Genomic DNA, 18778 nt, shown 5'->3' with positions numbered 1-18778 from the left:
ATGTGCGGCTGGGCTCCACCCGCACGGGCGAAGGAGGGACGCGATGGCCACCACCACGATGACTCGGCCGACGAGCACCAAGCGGAACACCGGACGCGAGATCGAGGGACGCGACAGCGTCGGTCTCTACCTCGACGAGATCGCCCGCACCCCGCTGCTCGACGCGGCTCGCGAGGTCGAGCTGGCGAAGACGATCGAGGCCGGCCTGTTCGCCGAGCACCTCCTCGCCCAGGGCCGCGTCGGCCGCAAGAAGGGCGGCGCCCCCAAGCAGGCCTCCGAGGCCGAGCTGGAGTGGATCGCCGAGGAGGGCCGCAAGGCCGTCACGGAGTTCATCAACGCCAACCTGCGCCTCGTGGTCTCCATCGCCCGCAAGTACGGCCGGGCCCAGATGCCGATGCTGGACCTGATCCAGGAGGGCAACACGGGCCTGATCCGCGCGGTCGAGAAGTTCGACTACGCCAAGGGCTACAAGTTCTCCACCTACGCCACCTGGTGGGTGCGCCAGGCGATCACCCGCGGCATCGCGCAGCAGGCGCGCGTCGTACGGCTGCCGGTGCACGTGGTCGAGGAGCTCAACCAGGTCGGCGGCGCCCGTCGTACCCTCGAGCGCCAGCTGGGCCGCGACCCCGAGCCCGCCGAGATCGCCCAGGAGCTCGGCATGGAGGTCGAGCGGGTGCTCGACCTGATGGCCTGGGGCCGCGAGCACGTGAGCCTCGACACCCCGGTCGACGAGGACGGCGACACCTCCCTCGGTGACCTGATGGCCCAGGAGACCGCGCCGGGCCCCGACCTGACCGTCCTCGACGTCGAGTCCCGCGACCGGCTCAACAGCCTCGTCGACCAGCTCGACCCGCGCGCGGCCGACATCATCCGCTCCCGCTACGGCCTCACCGACGGCCGCCAGCACAAGCTCGCCGACATCGGCGTCAAGCACGGCATCTCCGCCGAGCGGGTACGCCAGCTCGAGCGCGAGGCGCTGCAGAAGCTGCGCCGCCTCGGCGACCCGGACCTGGCGTCCGGCTCGGCCGCCTGAGCGCCTAGGCCGGCTGCGCGAGCAGCGCCTCGAAGACCTCCGTCACACGCTGGCGGAGGTCTTCGCGCGTCCCCGTGTTCTCGATCAGGTACGTCGCCACCGCCCGCCGCTGCTCCCGGGTCGCCTGAGCGGCCATCCGGGCCCGGGCGTCCTCCTCGGTCCAGCCCCGGTCGCGGACCATCCGCTCGACCTGGACCTCCTCGGGGGCGTCGACCACGATGACAGCGTCGAACTCCCCCGAACGACCCGACTCGACCAGCAGCGGGATGTCGTGGACGACGATGCCGTCGGCGGGGGCGGCCGCCTCGAGCTCGGCGTAGCGCTCGAAGACGAGGGGGTGCACGATGCCCTCGAGCACCCGGCGGCGCGCCTCGTCGGCGAAGACCAGCGCGCCCATGCGGGGCCGGTCCAGGTCGCCGTCGGCGGTCAGCATCTCGGGGCCGAAGGCCTCGACCACGGCCGCGAGGCCCGGTGTTCCCCGGGCCACGACCTCGCGGGCGATGAGGTCGGCGTCGATGACGACCGCCCCCAGCTCGCTGAGGATCGACGAGACAGTGCTCTTCCCCGAGGCGATCCCCCCGGTCAGTCCGACGCGCACATGCGGACCCTACTGTGGCCCCGTGGAGAACGACCGGGTCGCCCTGCTGCTGCCCGGCTCGCACGCCTACGTCGACGCGGTGCTGCGCATGCTCACCGCCGGCGTCTTCCCGATCCCCCTCGACCCGCGGCTGACCGCGACCGAGCAGGAGCGGATCCTGGCTGGGCTCGACCCGACCGCGGTCGTGCGCACCGACGACGAGCTGCGGGCGCTCGTCGCGACGCTGCCGCCCGCCGGGCTGCCCCGGGGGCGGCCGATGCACTGCACGAGCGGGACGACCGGCGTACCGAAGGGGGTGTTCTCAGGTCTTCTGGCGCCTGCCGACGCCGCGGCGCTGGTCGCCGAGGAGCGCGACCTGTGGGGCTTCTCCCCCGACGACGTCAACCTCGTGCTGAGCCCGCTGTACCACTCCGCGCCGCTGCGGTTCGCGATGGGCACGATCCTCGCGGGCGGCCGGATCGTCATCCCCGGACCGTTCGACCCGGCCGCGGTCACCGCGGCGATCGAGGCCGAGCGGCCGACCACGATGTTCTGCGTCCCGACCCACCTGCAGCGGCTCTTCGCGCACTGGGACGAGCACGGGATGCCCGACCTGTCGTCGTTCCGGCTCGTCGCGCACGCGGGTGCGCCCTGTCCGACCGACCTCAAGCACCGGCTGGTCGAGGCGTTCCCGGACGGCTCGACGTGGGAGTTCTACGGCTCGACCGAGGGCCAGTTCACCGCCTGCCGCAGCGAGGAGTGGCTCGCCCGCCCCGGCACCGTCGGCCGGGCCCGCCCCGGCCGGACGCTGAGCACCGATCCCGACGGGACGATCTGGTGCACGGTGCCGTCGTTCGCCCGGTTCAGCTACTTCGGCGCGCCGGACAAGACCGCGGCCGCCTGGCGCGAGACGCCCGAGGGACCGGCGTTCTCGGTCGGGGACCTCGGGCGGATCGACGCCGACGGCTACCTCTACCTCGACGGGCGCCGCGAGGACCTCATCATCAGCGGCGGCGTCAACGTCTACCCGACCGAGGTCGAGCAGGTCCTGGGGACCTGCCCGGGTGTCACCGACATCGCCGTGTACGGCGTCGCGGACCCCGCGTGGGGGCAGCGGGTGTGCGCGGCGGTGGTCGGCTCGGTCAGCGAGGCCGACCTGGCGTCGTACGCGCGGGGGCACCTGGCACCGCCGAAGCGGCCCAAGGACTACGTGTTCGTGGGTGAGCTGCCGCGGACGCTCACCGGCAAGGTGCGGCGGAGCGAGCTCGGGCCACGGTGATCGCCGTCGGTGCGCCCGGGGCGCCGTGGCGCTCCGCACGCACCCGGAACCGCCAGCGCGGGGCGAGCGGCAGGCGGGTGCCCCGCCAGCGGGGAAGGGTGGTCCGGACCGGAGCCGTCCAGCCGACCCCCGTCCGCCGCTGCACGGCGTAGGACGTCGCCCCGGCGACCGGCGCCCAGGCCAGGCGCACACAACGACGACCGGCGCCGGCCACCCGCAGCCGGGTCGGTGCGGAAGGAACCAGGACCGGAGGAACCACGACCGGTGGCGGACCTCCCGGTTGCAGGATGGCGACCCCCGAGCGGACCTCGCCCTCAGGCAGGTCGTCGCCGCGCACGGGCTGCAGCCGGAACTCGTAGCGGTGGTGCCGGAGGAGCCCGGTCGGGACGAGCCGTCCGTCCGCGGGGAGCAGGTCGGGCAGCCGGTTCCATGCCTCGCGCGCGGTCACGTCGCGGCGCCAGAGCAGCTGACCCGTGGCTCCCGGTCCGGCCGTCCAGGACAGGGCGCCGGTCGTGTCGACCGTCAGTGTCGCCGGCGTCCGGGGCCCGACCTCGGGCATCGTGTCCGGCAGGAGCGCCGCCGGGCCGATGCCGAGGCGGTGGAGTGCGTCGGCGACCGCGGTCGCGATCCGGACCTCGCCGCGCGCGTTGGGGTGCGAGGTGTCGTAGGTGTCACGGGCGAGGTCGTAGCCCGCGGCTGTCGCGGCGAGGACGACGTGCGACAGCTCGGTGGTCAGGGAGGACACGAGGCCGGCGAGCTCCGCGTTGAGCTCGGGCGCCTCCGGGAACCAGTGCTGGGTCACCTCGCTCACCACGACGTCGATGTCCGGTCGCACCGAGCGGGCTGCGGCGACGAGTCGGCCGACGCTGGCGGCGACCTGCGCCGGAGTCTCGGTGGTCCAGATCAGGTCGTTGATGCCGAGCATCACGACCAGCACGTCTGGCTGGTGGGTCGAGACGAGCGACGTCACCGCTGTGTCCGGCAGGGCCGCGAACATCCCCCACTGGGCGGCGTGGTCGCGGTCGAAGGCAGGGTCGGCGTACGAGATCGCACCGGGACCGTCCGTGCGTGCGTCCCAGAGGTCGGCGCGCGGGCCGACCAGGTCGGCGGAGACGCCGGCGGTGACGAGCCGCCGCCAGAGGCGGTAGCGCCACGTCCAGTCCCCCGACGAGCCTTGGGTCACCGAGTCGCCGAGCAGCATGATGCGTACCGGGTCGCCGGAGGGCGCGCCGGAAGCCGTCGCCGGCATCATCGCCAGCGACGCCACCACCAGCGCGGCCCCGAGCACCGCACGCGCCCATCGGTGCATGCCGTCCCTCCGGCGGCGAGCCTAGGGCAGATCGGGGCTACGGGTTGATCAATTCGAGCGCCAACCACGTGCTCACCCGCGCCGCCGGGTCGTCCAGGTCGACCCCGAGCAGGCGCTCGACCTCGGCGAGGCGGTTGCGGACGGTGTTGCGGTGGATGCCGAGGTCGTCGGCGACGGCGCCGCGGGAGCCGTGGTGGCGGAGGAAGGCGGCGAGGGTCGTGCGGAGGTCGGCGTCGAGGGGGGCGAGGAGCGAGGCGGCGTACTCGTGGCCGAGGGCGGGTGGGATGAGGGTGAGGGGGCCGGCGTCGGCGACGTCCTCCCAGCGGCGGACCGGGGTGGCGGTGGTGGTGCGGTCGAGGGCGTGGACGGCGGTCTCGGCGCTGCGGCCGGCGTCGGCGGCGGGGACGAGGCGGCCGATGCCAGCGCGCAGGCCGGCGTCGGCGTGCTGGGTGAGGGTGGTGACGACGGCGGCGACCTGACCGGGCGGGAGGGCCGCGGTGAGCTCGCCGGCGACGCGGCCGGCGAGCAGGCCGTCGTCCTCGAGGCGTTCGAGGACGTCGTCGCGGACCTCGTCGGGGGCGGCCACGCGCAGCACGCGCAGGCGCTCGGGCACCGGGGGCGCGCCCTCCGCCACCGCCAGCAGTACGTCGGCCGAGCGGCGGTCGCCGGCGACCAGGAGCTCGAGTGCGCGGCCCCGGAGCCGGCGCTCGGCGGCCCGGCGCTCGGCGCGGCGCTCGACGGCGAGGCTGAGCAGGACGGCGGCCGTGCTGATCGCGGCCCGGAGCGGGTCGCCGAGGCTGCTCGGGGCGGCGACGGCGAGGTAGTGCTCGGGGCGTCCGGCCAGGCCGATCGGGCGGACCACCGTGGCGACCGGGCCGTGGGCGGTGGTGGACACGGTGCTGGAGACCGCGCCCAGGCCCTGGCCGCGGATGCCGGTCACCTCGGTACGGACCAGGGCCAGGTCGAGCCGGTCCGGGTGGGCGCCGAAGGGACCCTCCTCGGGCTCGCCGTCGCGGTGCACGAGCGCCACGGCGCCGTCGAGCAGCTGGGCCAGGCGCTCCAGGAGGGGGCGCAGGTCGAGACCGAGCGCGGCCTGGGTCAGCCGGCGCTGCAGGTCGAGGGCGAGCCGGGTCGCGGTCGCCTCCTGGTCCTGGAGCAGCTCCGCGGCGGCGCGGGAGACGGCGACGAAGGTGGTCGCCGCCGGGACCTCCAGCAGGGTCAGGCCGCGGGCCCGGCAGGCGTCGACGAGGCGGTCGGGCAGCCGGTCGTGGGTCAGGCCCACGCCCATGCCGAGCGCGGCGGCGCCGGCGCCGGCCAGGCGCTCGACGTACGGCTCCCACTCGTCGCTCCACCCGCGGGTGCCCAGGCCCGTGGTGAGCAGCAGCTCGCCGCCCTCGAGGAAGGGCGTCGGGTCGGCCAGCTCGCTCGTCGCGACCCAGCGCAGGGCCGGACCGCCGGCCTCGTGCACCGGGCGCAGACCGAGTCCGGGGACCGCGACCAGGTCCGCCACCGTCACCACGTCGGCACCATGCCGCCAGTGTCGCACAACTTGCACAACGACGAAGTCCAGATTGTGCAGCACGGTCATGGCGGGCGGCGCGCCGCGGACCTACCGTCATCAGAGACGCACCCGGCGATCCCGGGTACCCCGCTTCCACGGATCCCACGGAGGACACCCCATGAGCCAGCAGCCCACCGGCGGCCCCAGCATCACCCAGGAGCGACGCCTCGTCACGGCCATCCCCGGCCCGCGCTCGCTCGAGCTCGCCGAGCGCAAGGCCAAGGCCGTTGCCTCCGGCGTCGCGGTCGGCCTGCCGGTGCAGGTCGTGGCGGCCGGCGGCGGCATCCTCGTGGACGCCGACGGCAACCAGCTCATCGACCTCGGCTCCGGCATCGCCGTGACCACCGTCGGCAACAGCGCCCCGCGCGTCGTCGAGGCGGTCACCCGCCAGGTCGCCGAGTTCACCCACACCTGCTTCATGGTCACCCCCTACGAGGGCTACGTCGCCGTGGCGGAGAAGCTCAACGAGCTCACCCCCGGCTCCCACGAGAAGCGCTCCGCGCTCTTCAACTCCGGCGCCGAGGCCGTCGAGAACGCGGTCAAGATCGCCCGCACGGCCACCGGCAAGCAGTCGGTCGTCGTCTTCGACCACGCCTACCACGGCCGGACCAACCTCACGATGGCGATGACGGCGAAGAACATGCCGTACAAGAAGGGCTTCGGCCCGTTCGCCTCCGAGGTCTACCGCGCCCCGCTGTCCTACCCCTTCCGCGACGGCGGCCTCGACGGCGCCGAGGCGGCCCGCAAGGCGATCGACGTCATCGAGAAGCAGGTCGGCGCCGACAACCTGGCCGCCATCGTGATCGAGCCCATCCAGGGCGAGGGCGGCTTCATCGTCCCCGCCGACGGCTTCCTGCCGGCGCTGGTCGCCTGGTGCCGCGAGAACGGCGTCGTCTTCGTCGCCGACGAGGTGCAGACCGGCTTCGCCCGCACCGGCGAGCTGTTCGCGGTCGACCACGAGGGCGTCGTCCCCGACCTGATCGTCACCGCCAAGGGCATCGCCGGCGGTCTCCCCCTCGCCGCGGTCACCGGCCGCGCCGAGCTGATGGACGCCGCGCACGCCGGCGGCCTCGGCGGCACGTACGGCGGCAACCCGCTCGCCTGCGCCGCCGCGCTCGCCGTCATCGAGACGATCGAGGCCGAGGGCCTGGTCGACCGCGCCCGCACCATCGGCAAGACGATGACCGAGCGGCTCTCCGCGCTCCAGGAGAACGACCCGCGCATCGGCGAGGTCCGCGGCCGCGGCGCGATGATCGCGGTCGAGCTGGTCAAGGCCGGCACCACCGAGCCCGACGCCGACCTGACCAAGAAGGTCGCCGCCGCCGCCAACGCCCAGGGCATGGTCGTGCTGACCTGCGGCACCTACGGCAACGTGCTGCGCTTCCTGCCGCCGCTGTCGATGCCCGACCACCTGCTCGCCGAGGCCCTCGACCTCCTCGCCGAGATCTTCCAGGAGAACTGATGACCGCGCTCCACGAGCCCGTCGCCCCCACGGCGACCGGGCCGCTGGCCGACGCCCGCACGCAGCTGCGCGAGGCCACCACCCTCCTCGGGTACGACGAGGGCCTGCACCAGATGCTCGCCACCCCGCGCCGCGAGGTGACGGTCAGCATCCCCCTGCGCCGCGACGACGGGACGACCGAGCTGTTCGTGGGCCACCGCGTCCAGCACAACTTCTCGCGCGGCCCGGCCAAGGGCGGCCTGCGCTACTCCCCCGACGTCGACCTCGACGAGGTCCGCGCGCTGGCGATGTGGATGACCTGGAAGTGCGCGCTCCTCGACGTCCCCTACGGCGGCGCCAAGGGCGGGGTCCGGATCGACCCGCGCAACTACTCGCAGGCCGAGCTGGAGCGGGTCACCCGCCGCTACACCAGCGAGATCAGCCCCCTCATCGGTCCCGAGCGGGACATCCCGGCGCCCGACATCGGCACCGACGAGAAGACGATGGCGTGGCTGATGGACACCTACTCCGTCCAGCAGGGGCACACCGTCCTCGGCGTCACCACCGGCAAGCCGATCAGCCTCGGCGGCTCCCGCGGCCGGGCCACCGCGACCTCGCGGGGCGTGGTGCACGTGGCGCTCGCCGCGCTGCGCTCGCGCGGCATCGACCCGGCCGGCGCCACCGCGTCCGTCCAGGGCTTCGGCAAGGTCGGCCGGTACGCCGCCCGCTTCCTCGCCGAGGCCGGCACCCGGGTCCTCGTCGTGTCCGACCAGTACGGCGCCGTGTCCGCCGAGGCCGGCCTCGACATCCCCGGCCTGGAGCGCCACGTCGACGCGACCGGCTCGGTCGTCGGCTTCGCCGGCGGCGAGGAGGTCCCCGCCGAGGCGGTCCTGGAGGCCGAGGTCGACCTGCTCGTCCCCGCTGCCGTCGAGGGCGTCCTGCGCGGCGACAACGCCGGCCGGGTGCGCGCCCAGGTGATCGTCGAGGGCGCCAACGGCCCGACCACGCCCGAGGCGGACCGGATCCTGCAGGAGGCCGGGCGGCTCGTCGTACCGGACATCCTGGCCAACGCCGGCGGCGTGATCGTGTCCTACTTCGAGTGGGTCCAGGCCAACCAGGCCTACTGGTGGAGCGAGACCGAGGTCGAGGCCCGGCTGGCCGAGCGGATGCTCGCCGCCTGGGACTCGGTCAACGCGGCCGCCACCCGGCTCGACGTCCCCCTGCGCACGGCGGCGACCTGCCTCGCCGTCGAGCGCGTGGCCCAGGCGCACCAGCTGCGCGGCCTCTACCCGTGACCCTCCCACCGACTGGAGACGACCATGAGTGACACCACCTTCGAGGTCCACGACCCGGCGACCGGCCTGGTCATCGAGAACATCGCCGACGGCACCGTCGAGGACGCGACCCGCGCCGTCGACGCGGCCGCCGCCGCCTTCCCGGCCTGGGCCGCGACCCCGACCCGGGCCCGTGCGGAGATCCTGCGCCGCTGCTACGACCTGATGATCCGCGACGCGGACCTGCTCACCGGCCTCATCGCCGCCGAGAACGGCAAGTCCGTCGCCGACGCGCGCGCCGAGGTCACCTACGCCGCGGAGTTCTTCCGCTGGTTCTCCGAGGAGGCCGTGCGCGGCGAGGGCACCTACAGCGACGCGCCCAACGGCGGCGCCCGCACGCTGGTCACCCACGCGCCCGTCGGCGTGGCCGCCCTCGTCACGCCGTGGAACTTCCCGGCCGCGATGGCGACCCGCAAGATCGCCCCGGCGCTGGCCGCTGGGTGCACCGTCGTCCTCAAGCCGGCCGCGGAGACCCCGCTGACCGCGCTCGCGGTGGCGCGGATCCTGCTCGAGGCCGGCGTTCCCGAGGGCGTCGTCAATGTCGTCCCGACGACGGACGCCGCGTCGGTCGTCACCGCCTGGCTGGAGGACCCGCGGGTCCGCAAGGTCAGCTTCACCGGCTCCACCGGCGTCGGCCGCACCCTGCTGCGCCAGGCCGCGGACCGGGTCCTCAACACGAGCATGGAGCTCGGCGGCAACGCACCCTTCGTGATCACCGCCGACGCCGACATCGACGCCGCCGTGGCCGGCGCGATGATCGCCAAGTTCCGCGGCGGCGGCCAGGCCTGCACCGCGGCCAACCGCTTCTACGTGCACGCCGACGTCGCGGCCGAGTTCGTCGAGAAGTTCGGCGCGGCCGTCGCGGCGCTCAAGGTCGGCCCGTCCGCCGACGCGAGCAACCAGATCGGCCCGGTCATCAGCGAGAAGGCCCTGACCGGCATCACCAAGCTGGTCGACGCCGCCGTCGCCGACGGCGCCCGGGTCGCCGTCCAGGGCGCGGTGCCCGAGGCCGGCTGGTTCTTCCCGCCGACGATCCTGGTCGACGTGCCCTTCGGCGCCCCGATCCTGTCCGAGGAGATCTTCGGGCCGGTCGCGCCGATCGTGACCTGGACCGACGAGGCCGAGATGATCGCGTCGGTCAACGACACCGAGTTCGGCCTGGCGGCGTACGTCTACGCGGGCCGGCTGCAGGACGCCCTGCGCCTCGGCGAGCAGGTCGAGGCCGGCATGGTCGGCATCAACCGCGGCATCGTGTCCGACCCCTCCGCGCCGTTCGGCGGGGTCAAGCAGAGCGGCATCGGCCGCGAGGGTGCCCACGAGGGCATCCGCGAGTACCAGGAGACGCGCTACTACAGCGTCGACTGGAGCTGAGTCAGTCACGAGACCCAGCTCAGGCAGCCGCCCCCCACCATGGTCCTCGGTGGGGGGCGGTTCTGTTGTCGGCGGGTGCTGGCGGGGCGGGCGGCCGGGACCGGCGGCCGCGGTAACACGCTGTCCTCCCGGATACCCACCGCTTGTCGTCGCTGTGCACCGCCAGTTCGCGGCGTGTCGCGATGACAACCGGTACCCAGGCACGTGGACGGCGTGTTACCCGACCAGCGGGGCCCCCGGACCCAAGCGGCCCTCAGCTGCGCCGCCGGCCGGCCCGGACCCGGCGCCCGAGCAGCACCAGCGAGTGGACGCCGAGCGCGATCGCCAGCACGACCACCGCGAGGCAGGCGAGGCGGGTCCACGATGGCGCGCCCTCGTCGCGGACGCCGGCGAGCGCGAGCCACAGCACGAAGAGGTCGGCGGCCAGTACGCCGATGCTCGCCTCGGAGCGCAGGCGAAGAGCAGGCACACCGCGACCCTAGCGGCCACCGGCCTCAGTCGAGGCAGAACTCGTTGCCCTCGATGTCCTGCATCACGATGCAGGACTCGTTCTCCTCGTCGGCCTCGAGCACCTCGACGCACACGGAGCCGAGCGCGATCAGCCGGTCCCGCTCGGCTTTCAGCACCGCCAGCCGCTCGGCACCGACGAGGCCCGTACCCGCGCGGACGTCGACGTGCACGCGGTTCTTGGCGACCTTGCCCTCCGGCACTCGCTGGAAGTAGAACCGCGGACCGGCGCCCGTCGGGTCGACGCACGCGGACCACGCCGTCTCGCCCTCGGCGCCGGGCGCGATCTCGTAGCCCAGGACGTCGCACCAGAACCGGGCGACCCGGGCGGGAGCGGCACAGTCGAACGTAACCTGGATCTGGCGGACGGTCGTTGTCATCCCGCCACGGTAGACGGCAGGCCGAACGCGTCGAGTTCAACCAGCAGATCAGCCCCAGCGCCTGGCTCTCCGCCAATGAAGCAAAGCCGGGCAGTCGCTTTGCGCCCGCCTGGGACAGGGCGCAGCCTATGCTCACGCCCGTGTTCGGACGTTCGTCGAAGCGAGACATGGCTGCGCTCGCGGGCGAAGTCGCAGCCACACGCCGTGCGGCGTCAGCCGCAGCTTCTGCCGCAGACCGAGCCGAGGCCGCGGTTGCCGAAGCAGCGCAGCTTGTCCGAGAGCTGGCTAGTCATCAGAAGAACACGAACCGCAATAGTCTTCGGAAGCTAGTTGCTCTGTGCGCAGCACTCCTGCTGGGCATGGCCGGCTGCTCGTGGCTCGCTGCCACGGCACTCACAGACCCAGCGCCAACCGTCACTCGGCCTGGCTCGATCGCCATCGCCATTGCCACCCCTCCGAGCGGCGCCGATCCCGAACTGTCGTCCGCCGCCAAGTGGACTGTCGTGCAGACCAGCATCGATGAGGCCAGCGGTAGCGCCGACTACACGGTGTCGGTTCCAGCAGCGCTCGAAGGCTACGTCCTGAAGGTCCTCCTCACCGGTTCCGCCATCCTCCACGACTTGGCACCCGTGGTTCGCGAGCAGTTCGAGGTGAGCGAACGCGCCTGTACCGACCCGGAGACGATTCCCAACGTCTTCGACGAAGACCTTCAGTGTCAGGTACTGACCGGCCTCGTTGGCGGTCCTGCACGTTTTCCGCTCCAGTCCTGCCGCGACGGTCACGTTGCGCGCTACGACGGTGACTACTTCGAGCTGCACGTCTGGGGTGTCACCGACGCCCGCGACACTGTTGACTGGGCGCACACGACGACGAGCCTGCCCGACGCCTCGGGTCAATCCGCAGCGCCAGGTCCGATCCGCTCCTGGAACGGCTTTCAGTTCGACACCTCATTCGACGTAGCGGACCCCTCGGTTTGCCGAACACTCGTGCCAGATAGCGCAATGGTCCGCCAGACGTCCTCAACCGATCCCGGTCTCCAGCCCATCACGCGCTACACCTGGGGCCCTGACTCCGGCTTCGAGGGGATCGCCGTCACCAGCGCACGCAGGTGGTCCGGCGCAGTCGGAAACCTCATGCTCACGTTCATCGGGCTGCTCGCGGCGGTTCTCCTCAACACGGCGACGACATGGTTCCGTGCCCTCGCCTCACGACGGCGTCAAGGCCCGCATGAGAAGTGTCGTCACGCCACCGTGGAACCAAGCCCTGCTTGTACCCAACCCGCAAGCCCCATCACCTCTCCGTTGACTACGCGAGCCGGTCTCACACCCGGCTCCGTTGCGGGGCCGACCCCACCACGCCGGTAGGATTCCGCTGTGAAGGCCCTGCTACTCGAGAACATCCACCCGGCCGCCGTCGAGACCCTCGAGGCTCGCGGCTACGACGTGGAGCTGCGTGCCGGCTCCCTCTCCGAGGACGAGCTGATCGCGGCCCTCTCCGAGGGCGTCCAGCTGCTCGGCATCCGGTCCAACACGACCGTGACGAAGCGAGTGCTCGACGAGTCCCCCGGCCTGCTGGCGATCGGCTGCTTCTGCATCGGCACCAACCAGGTCGACCTCGTGACCGCGGCCGAGAAGGGCGTCGGCGTGTTCAACGCGCCGTACTCCAACACGCGCAGCGTGGTCGAGCTGGTCATCGCCGAGCTCATCGCCCTCGCGCGCCGCCTGCCGGAGAAGACCCAGCGCATGCACGAGGGCACCTGGGACAAGTCCGCCAAGGGCAGCCACGAGGTCCGCGGGCGCACCCTCGGCATCGTCGGCTACGGCAACATCGGCACCCAGCTCTCCACCGTCGCCGAGGCCCTCGGCCTCAACGTCGTCTTCTACGACACCGCCGACCGCCCGGCCCACGGCACCGCCCGCCGGATGCGCTCGCTCAAGGACCTCCTCGCGGTCGCCGACGTCGTCAGCCTCCACGTCGACGGACGCCCCGGCAACGCCGGCTTCTTCGGCGCCGCCGAGTTCGCCGCGATGAAGCCCCGCGCGCTGTTCCTCAACGCCTCGCGCGGCATGGTCGTCGACTACGAGGCCCTGCGCGACAACCTGATCTCCGGGCACATCGCCGGTGCCGCCGTCGACGTCTTCCCCGCCGAGCCCAAGGCCCAGGGCGACGCCTTCGACTCCGTCCTGCGCGGCCTCGACAACGTCATCCTGACCCCGCACATCGGTGGTTCCACCCAGGAGGCGCAGGAGGAGATCGGCTGGTTCGTCGCCGAGAAGCTCGCCCGCTTCGCCCTCGAGGGCAGCACCGCCCTCTCGGTCAACCTGCCCGCCGTCCTGCCGCCGGAGCTCCCGGCCGGCCACCGCATCGGCCTGCTCCACCGCAACCTGCCCGGCGTCCTCGCCGAGCTCAACGCCACCTTCGCCACGGCCGGCGACAACGTCGTCGACCAGCACCTGGCCACCAAGGACGGCCTCGGCTATGTCGTCACCGACGCCGCCGCACCGCTCTCGGCCGAGGCGATCGAGACGCTGAGCAAGGCCGAGTACTGCATGTGGGTGCGCACCTGGTGAGCACCACCCCGCCGCCGGGCGGCTACTCGCCGTACACGCCGGACGCCACGCCGGACGCCGAACCGCCCGTGTGGTGGCGCCGGTCGTGGGTGCTCGCGATCGCGGGCCTGGTGGTGGGGGCCGGTCTCGGCACGGGCATCGGCGTCGCCGCGTCCCCCGCGGCCGACCCCGAGCAGTCCCCGGAGTACCGCACCCTCGCCGCGGAGAACAAGCAGCTCGGCATCGAGCTCGACGCCGTCCGCGGCCCGATCGCGGAGGTCTCCGAGCGCAAGCGCGAGCTCGACGACTTCGAGGCCGAGCTCGACGAGCGGCTGGCCGAGGTCACCGCGCTGGAGCAGAACGTCGAGAAGCGCGAGCGCGCCGTCACCCGGACCGAGAACACCATCGAGCGCGGCACGCTGCGCGACGGGGTCTACGAGGTCGGCGTCGACATCAAGGCCGGCACCTACAAGACCAAGGGCGGGCCGGACTGCTACTGGGAGCGCACCCGCGGTGCGGGCGGCGACATCATCGCCAACCACTTCGGCGACGGGCCGGCGATCGTCACGGTCAACCGCGGCGAGACGCTCGAGCTGAGCTGCTCCGGCGCGGGCTGGACGCTTCAGCGCTAGCCCGCACCGGAGCGGTGTGCACGGTGCGCGGGTCAGCCGTGCGCGTGCATCACGTGCTTGACGCGGGTGTAGTCCTCGAACCCGTAGTGCGACAGGTCCTTGCCGTAGCCGCTCTGCTTGAACCCGCCGTGCGGCATCTCCGCGGTCAGGATCATGTGGGTGTTGACCCACACGCACCCGAAGTCGAGCTCGGCGGTGAACCGCAGCGCAGTCCCGTGGTCGCGGGTCCAGACGCTGGAGGCGAGGGCGAAGTCGACGCCGTTGGCGAGCGCCAGGGCCTCGTCCTCGGTGGTGAACGTCTGGAGGGTGACGACGGGGCCGAAGACCTCGTGCTGGACGAGGTCGTCGTCCTGGCCCAGCCCGGCGACGAGGGTCGGGGCGTAGAAGAAGCCGTCGGTCCCGACCCGGTGGCCGCCGGTGAGCACCCGCCCGTACGACGGCACGGCGGCGACCATGGCGCTGACCCGGGCGAGCTGGTCGGCGTTGTTGAGCGGGCCGAGGTCGGCGCTCTCGTCGGCCGGAGGGCCGACGCGCAGGGCGCCGACGGCGGCGGTGAGACGCTCGGTCAGCTCGTCGGCGATCGACGCGTGGACGAGGATGCGGGTGACGGCGGTGCAGTCCTGGCCGGCGTTGAAGAAGGCGCCGCCCACGATGCCCTCGACGGCGGCGTCGAGGTCGGCGTCGGCCAGGACGACGGCCGGGGCCTTGCCGCCCAGCTCGAGGTGGACGCGCTTGACGTCGGCGGCCGCCGCGGCAGCGACGGCCTTGCCCGCGCCGGTGGACCCGGTGATCGACACCATCGCGACGGCCGGGTGGTCGACCACGAGAGCGCCGGTGGTCCGGTCGCCGCAGACGACGTTGAGGACGCCGGCCGGCAGCACCGACGCGGCGATCTCGCCGACCAGGGCGGCGGTCACGGGCGTGGTGTCCGAGGGCTTGAGGACGACGGTGTTGCCGGCGGCGAGCGCGGGCGCGATCTTCCAGATCGCCATCAGGAACGGGTAGTTCCAGGGCGCGACCTGGCCGACGACGCCCACCGGCTCCCGGCGGACGTACGACGTGTGCCCCTCGACGAACTCGGCCGCGCCGGAGCCCTCGAGCGAGCGGGCGAGGCCGGCGAAGTAGCGCAGGTGGTCGATGCCGGTCTCGATCTCCTCGGTGCGGCACAGCGCGACCGGCTTGCCGGTGTTCTCGACCTCGGCGGCGAGCAGGTCGTCGGCGCGCGCCTCGAGGGCGGCGGCGAGGTCGAGCAGCAGGCGCTGGCGCTCGCGCGGCGTGGTCCGGCGCCAGGCCGGGAAGGCCCGGGCGGCGGCCGTGCAGGCGGCGTCGACGTCGGCCTGGGCGCTGAGCGCGGCCAGCGCGAACACCTTGCCGGTGGCGGGGTCGACGAGCTCGGTGGTCGCGCCGGAGGAGGCGGGGACGACCTGGCCGTCGATGACGTTGTGGATCGTGCGCATCAGGCGGGCTTGCCCGGCAGCACGGAGAGCATCTCGTAGGCCACGTGGGCAGCGGCGATGCCGGTGATCTCGGCGTGGTCGTAGGCCGGGGAGACCTCGACGATGTCGGCGCCGACGACGTTGAGCCCGTCGAGGCCGCGGAGCACCTCGAGCAGCTGGGCGCTGGAGAGGCCGCCGGCCTCCGGCGTACCGGTGCCGGGGGCGAACGCCGGGTCGAGCACGTCGATGTCGAGCGAGACGTAGACCGGGCGGTCGCCGAGGCGCTCGCGCATCCGGTTGATGATGTCGTCGATGGGCGAGCGGACGAAGTCGCGCGCGTGGACCGCGGAGAAGCCCAGCTCCTCGGACTCGTCGAGGTCGAGCTTGCTGTAGAGCGGCCCGCGGATGCCCATGTGCATCGCGTGGGAGAAGTCGATCAGCCCCTCCTCCGAGGCCCGGCGGAACGGCGTCCCGTGGGTGTAGGGCGCGCCGAAGTAGGTGTCCCAGGTGTCGAGGTGGGCGTCGAAGTGCAGGACGGCGATGGGCCCGTGCCGCTCGTGCTGCACGCGCAGCAGCGGCAGCGCGATCGTGTGGTCGCCGCCGATGGTGAGCAGCGTGCGCGAGGTGCCGGACAGGTCGCGGGCACCGGTCTCGATGGCCGCGATCGCCTCGTCGAGCGAGAACGGGTTGACGCCGAGGTCACCGGCGTCGGCGACCTGGGCGCGCGCGAAGGGCTCGCTGTCCTGGGCCGGGTTGTAGGGGCGCAGCAGGCGCGAGGACTGGCGGATGTGGTTCGGGCCGAACCGCGCGCCGGGCCGGTAGGAGACGCCGCCGTCGAAGGGGACGCCCCAGATGACGGTGTCGGCGTCCTGGACGTCGGTGAGGCGGGGCAGCCGGGCGAACGTGGTGTCGCCGGCGTAGCGCGGGACCTGGGTGGCGTCGACGGGTCCGACGGTCATGCGATTCCTCCGGGGGTGTGGGACTGCTGGGCGAGGAGCTCGCCGGCTCCTCGCTTGCCGGACTCGATGGCGCCGTCGATGAACGCGCGCCAGCGGGTGGCGGTGTGCGAGCCGGTGAAGTGGACCCGGCCCTCGGGGCGGGCGAGCGCCTGCTCGAACTTGGCGAACTGGCCGGCCCGGAAGGTCGCCCAGGTGCCGTAGGAGAACTCGTCGTGCACCCAGTCGTGGGTGGCGGCGTCGACGACCACGGCGTCGGGCGCGTACTCGCGCACCGCGCGCTGGACGTCGGCCAGGTCGCTCGCGTCGACCCGGTCGTGCTCGGGGGCGAAGCAGACGAGCACGGTGCCCTGGGGCGACTCGTGCATGGCGCCGACGTAGTCGAACGCGGTGCCCCAGCCGTAGCCGCTGATGTCCTCGGGCACGTTGGTCGCCAGCGCCCAGACCTTCTGGCCCTGGCCGGCGTGGTTCTCGTGCGAGGCGGCGAGCTTGTCGGCGGGCAGTGCCGGCTCCCAGGTGATGTCCTTGAGGACGCCGATCGGCACGGTGACGAGCACCCGATCGGCGGTGGCGACTCCCCCGTCGTAGGTCACGGTGACGCCGGCGTCGTCCTGGACGACGCTGCGCACGGGCGAGGAGAGCCGGAGCTCACCGGCGAGGTCGGCGCGGATGGCGTCGGCCAGCGACTTGGTGCCCTCGGTGAACGTGTAGCCCAGCACCGAGGCCTGGACCATGCCCCACAGCGAGTTGTCCATCGACGCGCACCACCGGATGATGTCGAGCGCGGAGCCGATGGACTCGTGGGCGTTGGCGCAGCCGCAGAACCACGAGATGAGCAGCTCGCGGGCGTTGCCGGTCAGGCCGGCGTCGTCGGCCCACTCCTCGATGGAGACGTCGAGGTCGGCGAGGTCCTGCTCGGACAGGCGCCGGGTGAAGTCGAGGCGGTCACCGGCGGCGAGCAGCTGGCGCACGGCGTGCTCCAGCTCGCCGTACTCGGCGGGGCTGCAGGGCAGCAGGGTGTCGAGCACCTTGCCGTGCGCCGACCAGGTCATCCGGTCCGGGAGCACCGAGTCCTCGATCGGGACGCCGTAGCGCTCGACCTCGCCCCAGACGTGGGTCTGCTGGGGGACGATCCAGGTGCCGCCCATCTCCAGGCCCACGCCGCCGAGCAGGTCGGTGCGGTACCAGGTCGAGCCGCCGATCCGGTCGCGCGCCTCGAGCACGAGGACGCTCCTGCCCGCCTCGCCGAGCTCGCGGGCCGCGGTCAGGCCGGAGAATCCGGCCCCGATCACGATGGCGTCGTAGTGCGGATGGTCCATGGGTGGCTCCTCGTCACCGGAGAAACTGGTTGCCCGTTCAGGGTGACCCAGGTCACCGGGGGCCGGCAGGGTCAGATCCTCCAAAGTCTCCGAAGGCCATTGGATGATCCTCCATCGCCCAGGGTACGGCTCAGCAGGCGAACTGCCGCCGGTAGCTCTGCGGGCTCACCCCGCGCACCCGCACGAAGTGGTGGCGCAGCGTGGCCGCGTTGCCGAAGCCGACCTCGCCGGCGATCCACTCCACCGGCTGCTCGGTGCGCTCCAGCAGCTCCTCGGCCGCGGCCACCCGCTGCCGGGTGACCCAGTGGTGCGGCGTGGTCCCGGTCTCGTCGCGGAAGCGCCGGGCGAAGGTGCGCGGCGACATCAGCGCCCGCTTGGCCAGCGCCTCGACGCCGTGGTCCTCGCCGAGGTTCTCCAGGATCCAGGTGAGCAGCGGACCGAGGGTGTCGGCATCACAGTCGGGCACCGCCCGCGAGATGTACTGCGCCTGTCCCCCGTCGCGATAGGGCGGTACGACGGCGCGCCGGGCGATGATGTTGGCGACGCTGGCGCCGTGCTCCTGGCGCCAGATGTGCAGCGCCGCGTCGAGGCCCGCCGCGCTGCCCGCACCGGTGACGACCTGGCCGGCGTCGACGTACAGGACCTCGGGGACGACCTTGGCCGCCGGGAACTCGCGCTGGAGCCGCTCGGTGTACATCCAGTGGGTCGTGCACTCGCGCCCGTCGAGCAGCCCCGCCTGGCCGAGCATGAAGGCCCCGCTGCACACCGACAGGATCCGGGCGCCGCGGTCGTGCGCGGCCCGGATCGCCGCGATCACCGCATCGCTCGGCTCGGCCTGCTTCATCGCCGGGACCCCCACGAGATCGGCCGTCGCGAGCCGGTCGAGCCCGTGCGCGGCCTGCATCGTGAAGCCGGCCGAGGTGGACATCGGCCGGTCGTCCTCGGCGCACACCGCGAAGTCGATCGGCGGGACCCCGTCGCCCGTGCGGTCGATGCCGAAGGCCTCGCAGAGGATGCCGAGCTCGAAGGGCGCGACCCCGTCGAAGGCGAGGACGGCGACATTGGTCAGGCTCACCGGACCACCATCGCACCGC

17 protein-coding genes are annotated in these 18778 nt (G+C 73.0%); 8 read left to right on the top strand and 9 right to left on the bottom strand.

What is annotated here, in order from left to right; translation table 11 throughout:
- Positions 1–43 precede the first annotated feature (43 nt).
- On the top strand, positions 44–1033 hold the full coding sequence (locus M0M48_RS07055; RefSeq protein ID WP_252373347.1) for a sigma-70 family RNA polymerase sigma factor: 990 nt from the start codon (positions 44–46) through the stop codon (positions 1031–1033).
- Positions 1034–1037: 4 nt separating this feature from the next.
- Here the strand turns inward: M0M48_RS07055 and coaE are convergent, their stop codons facing one another.
- Positions 1038–1631, bottom strand: a complete 594-nt coding sequence (coaE, locus tag M0M48_RS07050; protein WP_257750585.1) for a dephospho-CoA kinase — start codon at positions 1629–1631, stop codon at positions 1038–1040.
- 22 nt (positions 1632–1653) lie between these two features.
- On the opposite strand from coaE, the gene M0M48_RS07045 reads away from it, so the two are divergent.
- Complete coding sequence (locus M0M48_RS07045; protein WP_257750584.1) at positions 1654–2889, top strand: class I adenylate-forming enzyme family protein; 1236 nt, start codon at positions 1654–1656, stop codon at positions 2887–2889.
- Here M0M48_RS07045 and M0M48_RS07040 read toward each other — a convergent pair.
- The gene (locus M0M48_RS07040) at positions 2849–4198 is read right to left on the bottom strand and encodes a GDSL-type esterase/lipase family protein (RefSeq protein ID WP_257750583.1); all 1350 of its coding nucleotides are present in this window, start codon (positions 4196–4198) and stop codon (positions 2849–2851) included. The two genes, M0M48_RS07045 and M0M48_RS07040, sit on opposite strands and share 41 nt — an antisense overlap.
- Before the next feature lie 37 nt (positions 4199–4235).
- Positions 4236–5717, bottom strand: coding sequence for a helix-turn-helix domain-containing protein (locus tag M0M48_RS07035; protein WP_257750582.1), 1482 nt, complete (start codon positions 5715–5717; stop codon positions 4236–4238).
- 160 nt (positions 5718–5877) lie between these two features.
- Here M0M48_RS07035 and gabT point away from each other — a divergent pair, with 160 nt between their 5' ends.
- The 3 genes from gabT to M0M48_RS07020 are packed head-to-tail and all read left to right on the top strand — an operon-like array spanning position 5878 to position 9905.
- Entirely contained in the window at positions 5878–7221 is a 1344-nt protein-coding gene (gene gabT / locus M0M48_RS07030; protein ID WP_215815074.1) for a 4-aminobutyrate--2-oxoglutarate transaminase, read from the top strand.
- Positions 7221–8495: a Glu/Leu/Phe/Val family dehydrogenase gene (locus tag M0M48_RS07025; RefSeq protein ID WP_257750581.1), complete on the top strand. Its 1275-nt coding sequence runs from the start codon at positions 7221–7223 to the stop codon at positions 8493–8495. Before gabT ends, M0M48_RS07025 begins: the two co-directional genes overlap by 1 nt.
- A 24-nt stretch (positions 8496–8519) precedes the next feature.
- Positions 8520–9905 carry an NAD-dependent succinate-semialdehyde dehydrogenase gene (locus M0M48_RS07020; RefSeq protein ID WP_257750580.1) on the top strand — a complete coding sequence of 462 codons (1386 nt, stop codon included), beginning with the start codon at positions 8520–8522 and terminating at the stop codon, positions 9903–9905.
- 253 nt (positions 9906–10158) lie between these two features.
- On the opposite strand, the gene M0M48_RS07015 is transcribed toward M0M48_RS07020, so the two are convergent.
- A complete protein-coding gene (locus M0M48_RS07015; RefSeq protein WP_257750579.1) occupies positions 10159–10374 on the bottom strand; it encodes a hypothetical protein in 216 nt (71 codons plus the stop codon).
- 25 nt (positions 10375–10399) lie between these two features.
- A complete protein-coding gene (locus M0M48_RS07010; RefSeq protein ID WP_257750578.1) occupies positions 10400–10792 on the bottom strand; it encodes a VOC family protein in 393 nt (130 codons plus the stop codon).
- Positions 10793–11295: 503 nt separating this feature from the next.
- On the opposite strand from M0M48_RS07010, the gene M0M48_RS07005 reads away from it, so the two are divergent.
- The 3 genes from M0M48_RS07005 to M0M48_RS06995 are packed head-to-tail and all read left to right on the top strand — an operon-like array spanning position 11296 to position 13973.
- Positions 11296–12156: a hypothetical protein gene (locus M0M48_RS07005; RefSeq protein WP_257750577.1), complete on the top strand. Its 861-nt coding sequence runs from the start codon at positions 11296–11298 to the stop codon at positions 12154–12156.
- Positions 12157–12165: 9 nt separating this feature from the next.
- Positions 12166–13362 carry a phosphoglycerate dehydrogenase gene (gene serA / locus M0M48_RS07000; protein ID WP_215815077.1) on the top strand — a complete coding sequence of 399 codons (1197 nt, stop codon included), beginning with the start codon at positions 12166–12168 and terminating at the stop codon, positions 13360–13362.
- The gene (locus M0M48_RS06995) at positions 13359–13973 is read left to right on the top strand and encodes a hypothetical protein (protein ID WP_215815078.1); all 615 of its coding nucleotides are present in this window, start codon (positions 13359–13361) and stop codon (positions 13971–13973) included. Before serA ends, M0M48_RS06995 begins: the two co-directional genes overlap by 4 nt.
- Positions 13974–14005: 32 nt before the next feature.
- On the opposite strand, the gene M0M48_RS06990 is transcribed toward M0M48_RS06995, so the two are convergent.
- The 4 genes from M0M48_RS06990 to M0M48_RS06975 form a co-directional block, all read right to left on the bottom strand.
- On the bottom strand, positions 14006–15430 hold the full coding sequence (locus tag M0M48_RS06990; RefSeq protein ID WP_257750576.1) for an aminobutyraldehyde dehydrogenase: 1425 nt from the start codon (positions 15428–15430) through the stop codon (positions 14006–14008).
- A complete protein-coding gene (gene speB / locus M0M48_RS06985; protein ID WP_257750575.1) occupies positions 15430–16368 on the bottom strand; it encodes an agmatinase in 939 nt (312 codons plus the stop codon). Before speB ends, M0M48_RS06990 begins: the two co-directional genes overlap by 1 nt.
- Positions 16365–17684: a flavin monoamine oxidase family protein gene (locus M0M48_RS06980; RefSeq protein WP_257750574.1), complete on the bottom strand. Its 1320-nt coding sequence runs from the start codon at positions 17682–17684 to the stop codon at positions 16365–16367. Before M0M48_RS06980 ends, speB begins: the two co-directional genes overlap by 4 nt.
- A gap of 130 nt (positions 17685–17814) precedes the next feature.
- Positions 17815–18759: a helix-turn-helix domain-containing protein gene (locus M0M48_RS06975; RefSeq protein WP_308220372.1), complete on the bottom strand. Its 945-nt coding sequence runs from the start codon at positions 18757–18759 to the stop codon at positions 17815–17817.
- Positions 18760–18778: the final 19 nt, after the last annotated feature.

This window comes from Pimelobacter simplex (assembly GCF_024662235.1).
Lineage (GTDB): Bacteria > Actinomycetota > Actinomycetes > Propionibacteriales > Nocardioidaceae > Nocardioides.
This window is presented reverse-complemented; position numbering and strand designations above follow the sequence as displayed.

Coding starts and splice junctions, on each gene's coding strand:
- M0M48_RS07055 (WP_252373347.1), top strand. CDS start 44: ATGGCCACCACCACGATGACTCGGCCGACGAGCACCAAGCGGAACACC.
- M0M48_RS07040 (WP_257750583.1), bottom strand. CDS start 4,198: ATGCACCGATGGGCGCGTGCGGTGCTCGGGGCCGCGCTGGTGGTGGCG.
- gabT (WP_215815074.1), top strand. CDS start 5,878: ATGAGCCAGCAGCCCACCGGCGGCCCCAGCATCACCCAGGAGCGACGC.
- M0M48_RS07025 (WP_257750581.1), top strand. CDS start 7,221: ATGACCGCGCTCCACGAGCCCGTCGCCCCCACGGCGACCGGGCCGCTG.
- M0M48_RS07020 (WP_257750580.1), top strand. CDS start 8,520: ATGAGTGACACCACCTTCGAGGTCCACGACCCGGCGACCGGCCTGGTC.
- M0M48_RS07010 (WP_257750578.1), bottom strand. CDS start 10,792: ATGACAACGACCGTCCGCCAGATCCAGGTTACGTTCGACTGTGCCGCT.
- M0M48_RS06990 (WP_257750576.1), bottom strand. CDS start 15,430: ATGCGCACGATCCACAACGTCATCGACGGCCAGGTCGTCCCCGCCTCC.
- speB (WP_257750575.1), bottom strand. CDS start 16,368: ATGACCGTCGGACCCGTCGACGCCACCCAGGTCCCGCGCTACGCCGGC.
- M0M48_RS06980 (WP_257750574.1), bottom strand. CDS start 17,684: ATGGACCATCCGCACTACGACGCCATCGTGATCGGGGCCGGATTCTCC.